Source organism: Bradyrhizobium sp. LeoA1Lang (assembly GCF_055413685.1).
Genome location: NZ_JBVAPG010000053.1, coordinates 16,291 through 29,548, shown reverse-complemented (window position 1 = coordinate 29,548; position 13,258 = coordinate 16,291). Strand labels below are relative to the sequence as shown.

At 63.2% G+C, this 13,258-nt stretch carries 10 protein-coding genes; 5 read left to right on the top strand and 5 right to left on the bottom strand.

The genetic code is table 11. The annotated features are described in order from the left end of the window. The first annotated feature begins 49 nt into the window (after positions 1-49). The 4 genes from ACZYOF_RS19340 to ACZYOF_RS19325 are packed head-to-tail and all read left to right on the top strand — an operon-like array spanning position 50 to position 4,850. Entirely contained in the window at positions 50-1,372 is a 1,323-nt protein-coding gene (locus ACZYOF_RS19340; RefSeq protein ID WP_463716763.1) for a serine hydrolase domain-containing protein, read from the top strand. Positions 1,373-1,417: 45 nt separating this feature from the next. Further along, on the top strand, positions 1,418-2,359 hold the full coding sequence (locus tag ACZYOF_RS19335; protein ID WP_463716762.1) for an ABC transporter permease: 942 nt from the start codon (positions 1,418-1,420) through the stop codon (positions 2,357-2,359). Next, positions 2,356-3,189 (top strand): ABC transporter permease, encoded by an 834-nt coding sequence (locus tag ACZYOF_RS19330; protein WP_282531315.1) that lies wholly within the window; start codon positions 2,356-2,358, stop codon positions 3,187-3,189. Before ACZYOF_RS19335 ends, ACZYOF_RS19330 begins: the two co-directional genes overlap by 4 nt. A gap of 5 nt (positions 3,190-3,194) precedes the next feature. Beyond that, a complete protein-coding gene (locus ACZYOF_RS19325; protein WP_463716761.1) occupies positions 3,195-4,850 on the top strand; it encodes a dipeptide ABC transporter ATP-binding protein in 1,656 nt (551 codons plus the stop codon). 77 nt (positions 4,851-4,927) lie between these two features. Here the strand turns inward: ACZYOF_RS19325 and ACZYOF_RS19320 are convergent, their stop codons facing one another. Both ACZYOF_RS19320 and ACZYOF_RS19315 read right to left on the bottom strand, forming a co-directional pair. Then, positions 4,928-6,499, bottom strand: coding sequence for an ABC transporter substrate-binding protein (locus ACZYOF_RS19320; RefSeq protein WP_130577987.1), 1,572 nt, complete (start codon positions 6,497-6,499; stop codon positions 4,928-4,930). A gap of 27 nt (positions 6,500-6,526) precedes the next feature. Next, positions 6,527-7,894 carry an aminotransferase gene (locus tag ACZYOF_RS19315; protein ID WP_463716760.1) on the bottom strand — a complete coding sequence of 456 codons (1,368 nt, stop codon included), beginning with the start codon at positions 7,892-7,894 and terminating at the stop codon, positions 6,527-6,529. 535 nt (positions 7,895-8,429) lie between these two features. Between ACZYOF_RS19315 and ACZYOF_RS19310 the strand changes: the two genes are divergently transcribed. After that, positions 8,430-9,233, top strand: a complete 804-nt coding sequence (locus tag ACZYOF_RS19310) for a helix-turn-helix domain-containing protein (RefSeq protein WP_463716759.1) — start codon at positions 8,430-8,432, stop codon at positions 9,231-9,233. A gap of 787 nt (positions 9,234-10,020) precedes the next feature. Here the strand turns inward: ACZYOF_RS19310 and ACZYOF_RS19305 are convergent. The 3 genes from ACZYOF_RS19305 to ACZYOF_RS19295 form a co-directional block, all read right to left on the bottom strand. After that, entirely contained in the window at positions 10,021-10,686 is a 666-nt protein-coding gene (locus tag ACZYOF_RS19305) for a response regulator transcription factor (protein ID WP_282531322.1), read from the bottom strand. 16 nt (positions 10,687-10,702) lie between these two features. Further along, the gene (locus ACZYOF_RS19300; protein WP_282531323.1) at positions 10,703-11,101 is read right to left on the bottom strand and encodes a response regulator transcription factor; all 399 of its coding nucleotides are present in this window, start codon (positions 11,099-11,101) and stop codon (positions 10,703-10,705) included. Positions 11,102-11,170: 69 nt separating this feature from the next. Further along, complete coding sequence (locus tag ACZYOF_RS19295) at positions 11,171-13,120, bottom strand: PAS domain-containing sensor histidine kinase (RefSeq protein ID WP_282531324.1); 1,950 nt, start codon at positions 13,118-13,120, stop codon at positions 11,171-11,173. Between the last annotated feature and the right edge of the window lie 138 nt (positions 13,121-13,258).

Here is a 13,258-nt window from a genome sequence, read left to right as displayed (position 1 = left end):
GCGGCTGCGGCAATATGACAGCCTATCACGGTGCGCGCTGTGCACCACCATGCCCCTCATTGGCATCTTCCGGCACCTCTCGATCGCGGTACGCTCGGGCTGTCTTACGATGGCACAGCGCCCGCGGCCTGCGCGGCCGGGAGCATGTTGCCGCCTTGCGAGGATCACGCCCCTGCCCGACCTGTTCCAACGGCCGAGATACCGCGACCCGCTCAATCCCGGAGCCCCGCTGCTGCCGCGCAGCGGCTGGAGCCGGCCGCCGATGCATCGCTGGACCTTCCAGCATATCCGCGAGATGACCCCGACCGCGCAGGTGTGGCGCGGGCCCGGCCCGGTGATGCCCTTGAGCGAAAACAGGCAGGAACTCGGGTCTGTCGCGTTTACCTTCGACGGGCGCGCGCTGACCTTCGACGGCTTCCTCGCCGACAACGCGACCGACGGCATGCTCGTGCTGCATCGCGGCGCGATCGTCTATGAGCGCTACTTCAACGATATGAAGCCGCACAGCCAGCACCTCTCGATGTCGATGGCTAAATCGATGGTCGGGATGGTGGCCGGCATCCTCGTCAGAAGAGGCGTGCTCGATCCGGCCGCGCCGGTTACGCGATATCTTCCGGAACTCGCGCGCACGGCCTATAGCGGCGCCACGCTGCAGCATGTGCTCGACATGACCACCGGCGTGGTGTTCGACGAATCCTACACGACACCAGGCTCGCACATGGTGAAGCTCGGCTATGCCTGCGGCTGGCGCGTGAACGACAATCCCGACTGGCCGCGCACCCTATGGGAATTGATCCTCACGTTGACCGAGCAGGAGCGTCCGCACGGCTCCCTGTTTCAATATCGCTCGATCGAAACCGATGTGCTCGGCTTCGTCCTCGAGCGCGTCACGGCGACACCGCTGTCGGAACTGGTGAGCCGCGAATTGTGGGGCCCGATGGGCGCGCAGGAAGACGGCTACTTCACGGTCGATCACGGCGGCTTCGCGCTCGCCGACGGTGGCTTCTGCGCCAGCTTGCGCGACTATGGCCGCTTCGCCCAGCTCATCATCAATGGCGGGCGCCACGGCGATCGTCAGGTGATCCCGTCCCCCTGGATCGAAGAGACCCGCAACAACGGCAATACCGAACTGTTCCAGGGCTTCTTCCGCGAGACGCTGCCGGTCGGCGCCTATCACAACAAGTGGTGGATCGAGGATCCGAAGGGACGGGCAATGCTGGCACGCGGCATCTTCGGACAGTTGATTTACATCGATCCGGAATCCGAATACGCCTTCGTCAAACTGTCGACCTGGCCCGAAGTCACCAGCGTGCCGCGCGCCCGCGAGGCGATCGCCGCCGCGCATGCGATCCGCCGTGCACTTTGCGGGTAAGCCAGACGTGACACGGGCGCCGCAGATCGGCCGAGGGGCCCTTTCATGATTCGCTTCCTGCTCGGACGACTGCTGCAGGCAGTGCCGACGATGATCATCGTCTCCGTCGCGATCTTCTTCCTGATGCGCCTGATCCCCGGCGATCCCGCCGCGGTGATGCTGGGCGATCTCGCGACGTCAGAGCAAGTCGAGGCGCTGCGCCGCGAGATGGGCCTGTCGGGATCGCTGCCGACACAATACGTCACCTGGCTCAGCCATATCTTGGCCGGCGATTTCGGGAAGTCGATCACCTCGGGCGATCCCGTGCTTCCGTTGATGCTCGACCGCTTCGCGGTCTCTGCCACGATCGTCGTCGCCGCGGTGCTGCTCGCCACGTTGATCGCGGTGCCGGCCGGCATGTTCGCCGCCTGGCGGCAAGGCAGCCTCGCCGACTACGGCCTCGTGGCGGCATCAACGCTATTGCTGTCGATCCCGAGCTTCTGGCTTGGCCTGATGGTCCTCCTGGTGTTCGGCATGTGGCTCGAATGGTTCCCGGTGATCGGCTACGTGTCGCTGCATGACAACTTCCGCCAAGGCCTGATGTTCATCTTCATGCCTGCGCTTACGCTGATCCTGGTTGAGATCGGACCGATCGTTCGCATGGCGCGCGCCAGCACCATCGAGGTTTCGCGGCTGGAATACATCACCCATGCCCGCGCCAAGGGGCTGTCCGAGGCGGAGGTGATGTGGCGCCACGCGTTCCGAAATGCCTTCGCGCCGACCTGGACGCTGATCGGCCTGATCCTCGGCGGCCTGCTCGGCGGCATCGCCGTCACCGAGACGGTCTTCACCATTCCCGGCCTCGGCCGGCTGCTGGTCGAGGCGATCTATGCGCGCGACTATCCTGTCGTGCAAGGCTGCATCCTGTTCATCAGCGTGATCTACGTCGTGGTCAATCTGATCGTCGATATGCTGTACCCGCTATTCGATCCCAAGATCGCGCAATGACACGATTCCTTCCCCGGCTCGCGCGCGGACGCGCCAACTTGCTGATCGGTGGCGGCATCGTTGCCGTTCTGATGTTGCTGGCGGTGCTCGGTCCGTCACTTGCGCCTTACGACCCGCTCAAGCTGCATCTGCGCTCGGTATTGAAGGCGCCATCGGCTGCGCATCTGCTCGGCGCTGACGAGTTCGGCCGCGACGTGCTGAGCCGGCTGATGTACGGCGCCCGCACCACGGGCTGGATTGCGCTGGCGACGGTCGCGCTCGCGATCTTCTTCGGGCTATTGTTCGGCATCATCGCCGGCTTCCTGCGCGGCTGGACCGATCGCGTTCTCATGATCCTCAACGACTCGCTGCTGGCCTTCCCCGGCCTGCTGCTGGCGCTGTTCATCATGGCGATTGCCGGCGCCAGCCGCGAGGCGCTGATCGTCGCGCTGAGCATCGCCTATATGCCCGCCGTGGTGCGTGTCGCCCGCGGCACCGTGCTGTCGGTGCGCGAGCGCGAATATATCGAGGCGTCGCGGGTGATGGGCAACTCGGAACTGGTGACGATGGTCCGTCACGTGCTGCCGAACTGCATGGCGCCGATCACTGTGCTCGCCACCACGATGTTCGGCTGGGTGATCCTGTCGGAGAGCGCGCTGAGCTTCCTCGGCCTCGGCGTCCCGCCGCCGGCGCCGAGTTGGGGCAACATGCTGGCCTCCGGCCGTCCGTTCATCACGCAGGCGCCGTACCTGATCGTGCTGCCGGGCCTGTGCATCTCGCTGACGCTGCTGGGCATCAACATGCTGGGCGATGCGCTGCGCGACTGGCTCGATCCGAAGATGCAGGCCTGAAATCGATGACGTCACAGTCGAATCCGGAGCAAGCCGTCGTCGCAGCCGACCATCTGACGGTCACCGTCGGGCCTGGCGGCACCAGGATCGTCGACGATGGGAGCTTTGCGATCATGCCGGGGAGCATGCTGGCGCTGGTCGGCGAATCCGGCTCCGGCAAGACCATGGCCGCGCGCGCCGTGCTCGGGCTATTGCCGACACCGCTGATCGCAGCACCCGGCAGCAGCATCAAGTTCCGTCATACCGAACTGGTCGGCATTTCGCCTCCTGCATTGCGCAAGATCCGCGGCGAACATATCGGCATGGTGTTTCAGGAACCGATGGTTTCGCTCAATCCGTCGATGACGATCGGCCGGCAGATGGCCGAAGGGCTCGCGCTGCACCACCGTCGTCTCGGCCGCAACGAGATCCGCGAGCGCTGCCTGGAGATGCTGAAGCGCGTCAGCATTCCGAATCCGGTGCATTGCCTCGGCGCCTATCCGCACGAATTCTCCGGCGGCATGCGCCAGCGCATCATGCTGGCGTCGGTGATGCTGCTGAAGCCGGATCTTTTGATCGCCGACGAGCCGACAACCGCACTGGATACGCTGGTTCAGCGCGACGTGCTCGACCTCATGGTGGAGCTGACGCAAGAAAACGGCACCGCGGTGCTTCTGATCAGCCATGATCTCGGCATGGTCTCGCATTACGTGCGCGATGTGGCTGTCATGCTCAAGGGCAGGATCGTTGAACAGGGCCGCAGCGCCGACGTGCTGTCCGCGCCGAAGCACGAGTATACGCAGCGCCTGGTCGACGCGCTGCCGCGGCGGAGCGCCGGCGGCATCCGCCTCGCACGCGACGCCAAACCGTTGGTGGAGCTGCGCGAGGTGGTGATCGACTATCCCGGCCGCGCGCGACTGTTCGGCCGCGGTGAGGCGAAGCGCGCAGTTGACGGCGTCAATCTCACAATCGGACATGGCGAGACGCTGGCACTGGTCGGCGGTTCCGGCTCCGGCAAGACCACGCTCGGCCGCGCCACCGTTGGCCTCATCGACCCGACGGCCGGTAGCATCTCGTTCCGCGGCGGACAGATCGTGACCTGGCGCGGCCGCGCCGCGCGGCTGCAGCGCGAGGAGATGCAGATCATCTTCCAGGATCCGTATTCCTCGCTCGATCCGCGGCAGCGCGTCGGCGATATCGTGGCCGAACCGCTACGGCTCGACACCACGATGGACCGCAAGGCTCGCTACATCAGGGTGCGCGAGGTGCTTGACGAGGTCGGCCTGTCCGCGGATTTTCTGCGGCGCCTGCCGCACCAGCTCTCGGGCGGCCAGCGTCAGCGCGTGGCCATCGCCCGCGCCATTGCCAGGCGTCCCGCCTTCGTCGTCGCCGATGAGCCCGTGTCCGCGCTCGACATGACCGTGCAGAAGCAAATCCTGACGCTGATCCGAGCGCTGCAGGACCGCTACGGATTCGCCTGCCTGTTCGTCTCGCACGATCTCGGCGCGGTCGAGCAGGTCGCGGATCGCGTCGCGGTGATGCAGAACGGCAAGATCGTCGAAGTCGGCAGCCGGGACGACATCTTCGATCGCCCTCAGCACGACTACACGAAGCGCCTGCTCAATGCGGCCATGCTGCTGGACCGCAGGTTCGACGGCGTGGCTGCGGCATCAGCAATCTAACCGACACCCAATCGCAAAAGAAAAGCCCGGTGCCGCCGCAAGGCACCGGGCTTTCGGCCCGCCGTATCGGGGAGACGTTACGGCTTCTTCCACACGCCCCAGGCGCGCGGCTTCTCGAGCGGCCAGGACTCGTAGTTGACGAGCTTGGGCGAGACCGCCTCGATCACGGGATAGTAGTAGAGCCCGAGCATCGGCACGTCGTCCGCCATCCTGGCATGGAGCTGCTTCAACAGGCTCTTGCGCTCATCGAAATCCGCCGTCGCCAACGCCTTGAAGTAGAGCGCCTGCGCGTCCGGACTGTCCCACTGCGACGTAGCCGTGACCGATTTCCTGCCGATCAGCGAGCCATAGATGATCATCGGGTCGGCGCGCGAGGAATAGCCGAACGACTGCAACTGGAACTTGCCGCTCATGTAATTGTCGAGCTGGGCCGCCCAGTCGATGACGTCGAGCTGCACGTTGAAGCCCGCCGCCACCAGCATCGCCTGCACCATGACGGCGTTGTCATACATGCCGATATAGCGCTTGTTGGCCTGCAGCTTGATCGGCTCGCCCTTGTAGCCGGCCTCGGCCAGCAGTTTCTTGGCCTTGGCGGGATCGTAGGCAGGCCAGGTCTGGAAGGACTTGTCGAAATAGGCGCTCGACTCCGGCACGCCGGACGGATTGAACTCGGTGAGACCTGCGAGCTTGGTCTCGGCCATCTCCTTGAAATCGATCGCGTGGGCCAGAGCGCGGCGGATCTTCACATTGGAGAGCAGCGGATCGTTGGTCTGGACCAGGATGGCCGAGAGCGAAAGTCCGGGCGCCGTCTTGACGACCGCACCGCGCTTCTTCATGTCCTCCATGTGCGAGACCTGCAGATAGGTCACGACATCGACCTGCCCCGCGATCAACGCGGTTTCGGCAGCCGTCTTGTCCGGGATGACGACGAAGCGCACCTCATCAAGGTAGGTGGTGCGGTCACCGCTATAGCCGTCGCGCTTTGCCTTGAGCGGCACGTAATTGGCGAAGCGCTCGAGCGAGACATACTGCTCCTTGCGCCACTCCTTGAGCTGGAACGGACCGCTGCCGATCGCCGAACCGGCAATCCAGTTGCCGTCGGCATCGACATTCTTCGGGCTCGCGATCCAGAAGTTGCAGACGATGTCGGCGAGGCGGATAAGGAACAGCGTGTTGGGCTTGTCGAGATTGAACACCACGGTGCGGTCATCCGGCGCCTCGACCGAGTCCACCTTCAGCCCGCGCGAACCGTCGAAACTGGCATTGCAGAGCCACGGCGTGCCGGTCTTGGCTGCGCCCATGCGGCGTTCCCACAGCCATTTGACGTCGGAGGCCAGCACCTTGTCACCGTTGTGATAAGTCGCGCCTTCCTTGAGCTTGAACGTGTAGGACTTGCCGTCCGGCGACACCTGCCAGCTTTCGGCGGCCGCAGGTCCGATCGTCATGTCGTCCTTGTGCGCGACCAGTTGCTCATAGATGTGGTTCAGGACCAGATCCGTGATGTTGTCGCTGCGGCTGGCGTCAAGGCTGCGGATATCGGCCGTCAGGACCACGCGCATGGTGCCGCCGCGGATCGGTTCCTCGGCGGCGGCCGCCCCGCCAAAAGTGAATGCTGCAAGCAGGGCGGCAAGGGCAGTTCTCTTCCTCATGCGGTTCTCCAAATCACGTTGCAACAATCATAACAGGCGGAAATGACGCGCGGTCTCCTCGAGTGCGTCAGCCAGCTTCTCAGCAAGCTCGTCGATTTCGGCATGGGTGATGACCAGCGATGGGCTCAGCACGATGGATTGGCCAACGGCGCGGACGATGAGGCCGCGGGCATAGCAGGCCTCGCGGCAGAAGATGCCGGCGCCTTCTTCGACCGTGAATCGTTCCCGTGTCGCCTTGTTCTTGATCAGTTGCAAGGCCGCCAGCGCGCCGATACCGCGTTTCTCGCCGACGATCGGGCTGTCGGTGAGCCTCGCCAAGGTCTCGTGAAGATAGGGGCCGATGTCCTCGCGGACCCGATCGACCAGGCCTTCGCGGGCGATGATGTCGATATTCGCGAGCGCCACCGCGCTGGCGACGGGATGGCCGGAATAGGTGTAGCCGTGCGCGAGATGCCCGCCGCCGCTGATGGTCTCGAACACGCGACGGTTCATCGCGACCGCGGCGATCGGCAGATAGCCCGACGACAGTCCCTTGGCCATCGTCATCACGTCCGGCGTGATGCCGAAGGTCTGCGCTCCGAACCAGGAGCCGGTGCGCCCGAAGCCGCAGATCACCTCATCGGCGACCAGCAGCACATCGTATTTGCGGCAAATCCGCTGGATTTCCGGCCAATAGGTCGATGGCGGGTCGATCACGCCACCTGCACCCTGCACCGGCTCTCCGATGAAGGCCGCGACATTCTCTGGGCCGAGCTCGAGGATGCGCTGCTCCAGGGCCTGCGCCGCCTGCAAACCGAATTCGTCCCTTCCCAGGGTGCCGCCGAGTCCGTACCAGTGCGGATGCACGATATGCGCGAAATCCGGCAGCGTGCCACCATCCATGGCGTGCATATGCGGCAGTCCGCACAGGCTGGCGGCAGCCAGCGTGCTGCCATGATAGGCCATCGTCCGGCTGATGAAGATGCGCTTGCGGGGTGCGCCCTGCAGCTTCCAGAAATAGCGCACCATGCGGACGACGGTATCGTTGGCTTCGGAGCCGGAGCTGGTGAAGAGAAAATGATCGAGCCCCTCAGGGGTCAGCGTCGACAGCCGATGCGCGAGCGCCGTCATGGCCGGCGTCGTGCTCTGGAAGTGGTTGCTGTAGAATGGCAGCTCCGCCATCTGCCGGGTTACGGCATCGATCAGCTCCTGCCGGCCGTAGCCGACATTCACGCACCACAGGCCGGCCATGCCGTCCAGGAAGCGGCGGCCGTCGCTGTCCCAGATCTGGCAGCCTTCGCCACGCACCACGACACGGGTCTTGCCGCTGGCGATCAGCGCGGGATCGGTGAAGGAATGGACGTGATGCGCCCCATCGAGGGCCTGCCAATCGTCGGTCGTTCTTGTATCCAGCATTTTTCTCTCCGACGCCGCCGGCGGAGCCAAACTGGCCGGCATCATCGGGCTCGATCATTCAACCGCTGATGCAGATGCGGGAGATGCCAAAATGAGTGGCGTTGGTGACCAACAGGCACCAGACGGCAAAGCCGCGGGGTGCACGGCCGCAATCGATGCCGCAACGATCGCGGCGTTTGCGATATCTCGGAAGCAGCGTTCAACGTCCCGATAGGTCGAACGATGCGCTCGTGATTGCGGCGGCGGCGTCGCGCGTTTTGCTAAAATGCTTCCGTATGACATCGCCGCTCGAATTTTCGAATTGCCGTATTGCAATTGATGACCGGGACGATGACGTCCGTCAGATCTTCGTGAAGACCCTGCCGATTACGTACTCGTTACTTCTGATGATCCATACCAATGTATGACACCATCAACAGGCAAAGCGGTCCATATTGTTAGCCATCCGATAGTCGACGCCAGTCGAGCTTGAGATTTCAGGAGGCCAGATATGTCGTGCCATCCCGCCCTGCTCCTCCGAGAGCGATCCGTATCGATGTCTGCTGCCGAACTTCTGGATAACCGTTCGCCAAGTGCAGCACGGCCGGATGCGCCGGTCATTGGCATCGATCTCAAGCATCTCGGCGTTTCTGTACGAGTGGTGCCGAATGCAGGCGCGCCTGAGACCGAGCGCGCTCTGCATATCGCGGCAGTGGGAGGGGATGTGGAGGCGTCACCGAGCTTCGACAGTCTCCTTGGCAAGGCAATCCGGGAGATCCCGGAAGCGCAAATGGACCAGGATCCCGTGGTGCGCAGGCTCTCCGAGGCGCTCGCCGCGGCGGAGCGGGATCAGTCGGAGTTCGGAGGAATCTACGCGGACGCCATCAGGCTCGTCACGGTGGCGAGGATGATCAGCGCCGATACGAAACCGGCCTCGCCTCAGCAGACCCATCGGGACGGCGGGTTGTCAAAGTGGCGCCTCAAGCGCGTCGTCGAGTACGTGGCCGCGCATCTCGATGAGAAAGTGACGTTGGCAGACATGGCCGGGGCAGCCCGGCTGAGCCGGATGCATTTTGCCGCGCTGTTCTTCCGCGCAACCGGACTGACGCCGCATCAATATCTGCTGAAGCAGCGTGTCTCGGCTGCGCAGGACATGCTGCGAACGACCGACAAGTCGATCGTCGACATCGCACTGAGCGTCGGGTTCAGCACCCAGGCGCACTTCACCACCGTCTTCAAGCGTATCGTAGGACAAACACCCTTGAAGTGGAGGGAAGGCAGGCCGGCAGAGCCGCTGCTGCCGTCATACAGGAGGATCGGCGCGGACGAGCGAACCGTCGAGGGACCTCGGCCGATCTGACGAGCCCGTGGCGATGGTGCCCACCCTACGCATCTTCGGTGCCGGCCTCTCGATTGCATGACGCCATGGCCAAGCAGCCGCATCGTGCACGAAAAAATCCATAGCCACGACAGCGCCGCGCAATCTTGGCCGCGCGTCGCTGCTGACCTGCCCTTTCATCGCATCTCTGGAATAGAAATAGCCAAGCCGCGGCGCCTGGACATTAAACCTTGGTGTTAACTGGGTACGACCTGCGCATGTCGCGAGCACTGCGCGACTTAACCAACCAGTATAATCGACGATATCCCGCGCCCTTCGTAAAACACTGCATCGAAGCATTGCAGTGACCCTGTGATCGGGAGCGTGGAAGCCATGAACCGTCGATTGAAAAACTTCATTATCAGGCGCCTCGTGGTTATCCTGGTCTCGTGGCTGCCCGCATCGTCTCACTCGTTTGGAATCGAAAGGACGGATGACGCTGCCCTGCGCCACATCCGTCAAGCTCCCCTGAATTCACTGGCAAGCCGAAGCAGTTTGGTTTCCCTGGAATCAGGGCGCTGCTCGAAGGCGATCCTGCAACGGCAATATGATCGCGTCGTCAGCAGACGACCGGATGCGGCACAGGTTCGCATCGCTTAGACTAGAGCAGTGAAAGATGCCCGCTGATCGAAGACGACGATGGGGCGATATCTCAGGTACCTACTTCAAGGCCAAAGTCGTGGACGCGCGATAGAATACGCGTTTTCTTCGCGCGTACCGGTGTCCACCCTCGGATCGAGTCCGAGGGCATGCTTTGCTCGAAAACGCTCTAATTATCCCGGGCGGGCTGCTGATCCGCCAACACCTGCCGAACGCCAAGCAAATCGGCCATGCGCACGAGCTCGGCGAGCGATTTGGCCTGCATCTTGCGCATCATGTTGCCGCGGTGAATTTTCACCGTGATCTCGCTCAGCGACAGACGCCAGGCGACCTGCTTGTTCATCAGTCCTGCCGTGACAAGACCCATGACTTCCCGTTCCCGGGGCGTAAGAGAATCGTAACGCAGCCGGATGTCTTCGTCCCGCCGCGCTTCCGCGCGCCGCCGCTGATCGCGGGAGACGGCCTCTTCGACGGCCGCGAGAAGCGCTTCCTCTTCGAAGGGCTTGGGAAGGAAATTGACCGCGCCGGCCTTCATGGCGCGGACGGTCATTGGTATGTCGCCGTATCCGCTGATCAGGATCACCGGAATGGAGGCATCGCTCTCAACCAGTTCCTCCTGAAACTCGAGCCCGTCGGCTTCTCCCAACCGGATATCCAGGATCAGGCAGGACGCGGAGTTGATGGCATCGGATGCCAGGAACTCGCTGGGCCCCGCGAACGTCTCGACGGAGTAGCCAACGGCACGCAGCAGGCTGCTGAGCGAATTGCGCACGTCGGTGTCGTCGTCGACGACGCAAATGAGGGCGGTGCTGATCGAGCTCTGTGATGCACTCATGCTGTCCAGGACCGGATCATTGGAATGTCGGGGGAGGTCCTTGCGAAGGGTCGCCCAGGATTGCTTCCACGTCGTGGAGCAGAATCTCGGGATCGACGGGCTTGTCAACGAAAGCCGCGGCTCCGAGGCTCTTTGCCTCGGCGCGCGCTTCCGGCGTCGAATAGGCCGTCATGACGATCACGGGGACGCCTACTCCCCGGCGCCGCAGTTCCCGGTGCAGGCCGAGACCATCCATCCCCGGCATGTGCAAATCGGTGATGACGCAATCGACCTTCGCGACCGAGGACGACTCCAGGAAGTTCTCGGCCGCCCCAAAACTCTCCACGCGCAGGCCTACCGAGCGAAAAAAGCTCGATATGCTTTCCCGCACGTCGTCGTCATCGTCAACGATGCAGATCGTGGATCCTTGTGGCACTAGACAGCTCCTCCCGGGCAATTCGCCCGGTGTTTCCGTCGGTATGACCGGATTCTGTCCATTTTCCCATCATATCAAGATATTAGGTTTCGACCAACGCGCCTCCGCCGGGATGTTCAATGGGAGCGTGAACCCCACGGTTGCCCCCCATCCGTCATTGTTGGAGGCCGAAACGCGCCCTCCCTGCCCTTCTATGATCGTCCTGCAAATGGATAGCCCAAGGCCCATTCCATCGGACTTGGTGGTGAAAAACGGCTCAAAGATACGCTCAGGGTTGCCCTCGATCCCGGTGCCGCTGTCCTCGACGGCCACTTTGATGAAATTCTCGGCAGTGCCGTCGATCTTGACACGGATCTCGTGCGGGCGGTCGGCGATTCCCCTGGTAGCATGGAGCGCGTTCATCAAGAGGTTCACGATGACCTGCTGCACCTGCACCCGGTCACAGATGATCGGGCCCCCGATATTGGCTTCCTCGACGCGGATGGTCGCCGCCGCGGCGCGCGTTTCCCGCGCCAGCAGGGAAACCGCATCCTGGACAAGGGCGCCCATATCGACGGAGCTGACCTGTGGCGCGGTCTTCTTGGCGAGCGCGCGCACCCTTCCAACCACCTCCGCGGCGCGGTTGCCGTTCGAGACGATCTTGTCCAGGCAGTCGCTCACCTCCGTGAGGTTGGGATCGGGCCGGGTAAGCCAACGCTTGCCCGATTTGCCGTAGTTGATGATGGCCGCAAGGGGCTGGTTGACCTCATGCACGATCGAACCCGCAAGCTGGCCCAGCAGGGCCACGCGCCCGGAGTGAGCGAGTTCGACGGAGGTCTGCTCGATCTTCGCCCGAGCTTCGTTTCGCTCGGTGACATCGAAGGCCATGAGCAGCACCCTGGACCAGTCCTGTCCGTCCGGCAGGACGGATACGCGCAGTACCGCATCGATGATGCGCCCGTGCAGGGTGGCGCACCGCGTCTCGATCTCCGCAAGCGAAGAACCGGCGGCCAGCAAAGCAAAGATGTGCGCGAGGGCCGGTTCGGAATCCGGCAATTGTCCAAGCATGACATTGCTATCGGCCAGATCGGCCACCGTATCGGCTTCAAACATTGCGAGCGCGGCGCTATTGGCGTTGTAAATCCCGATTTCGTTGGCCGCCGCGCGCGAAATCTGCGGATTCGACAATAACCACGATTTGCAGTCTTGGTCCGGCGCTTTGCTGTCCAGAATCAGCCGCATGGCCTTGCTCAAGTCGCATTCCAGGGCGGCAAAACCAGCCGAGTTGAAGATGGTGCTGTAACGCTGCTCGGAGCTCCGTCTTTCCGCCAGGGCACGGCGGCTCTCGGTCAGATCGGCGCTGGTCTCGATGATGCCGACGGGTCGACCGTCTGGATCTCGTCGCTCGAGCCAGCGGCTGGCCAGAATGAGCCGCGTGCCATCTCGCCGCGTTCGGATGATTTCGCCCGACCAGGTTCCATTCTGCTCAAGAGAGGCATTTACTTCCTCTGCCGAAACGATCGGCTCGAGGAGGTCGCTGCAGCGCCTGCCCAGCGCCTCGCCACGCGTCCAGCCATAGAGCCTCTCTGCGCCTTCATTCCAGTACCGGATGATGTCTGATCGGTCCCGAACGACGACGGTGTCGTGCGAGAGTTCGAGAATCCTTGCCTGCTCAGCCAAGGTGGTTCTCGCGGACCTGTCCCTGAGCGACAGCAGCACCGTGATCGCGATAGCGACGAGACTGACGGCGTAGCGCAGGTGCGCCCCTCCGAGGGGATCGTCCGCATGCCCGATAAGGAACGCGATCGTCGTGAGCACGGCCGTGACACAGCCGCTGCCGATCACGAACCTGCGGCCGAGCGGCGCAAGCGTCAGCACCACGCCCGTGTACAGGACCGCGACGGCGCCATCGATCGGGCTCAACGCATCCGCCAGGAAAATCAGCGCCGACGCAACGACAGCCGCGGCAAGTGCGAACTGCCCTCTCCGGCTGCGGATCGCCTTGAAACTACCCTGCTTTGGACCAGTGTTGGCCGCCATGTCATCCCTCATCAGGCCGCGTTCCAGAGCCGACTTTTATCGTGTCTGGCCGCAAGAATGATCATACCTAGGTTTGAATTCTCGTTCCCCTGTTTTGTCTGTACCTGGGAGCTCGAGCCGCATCCGCGGGCACCGTGC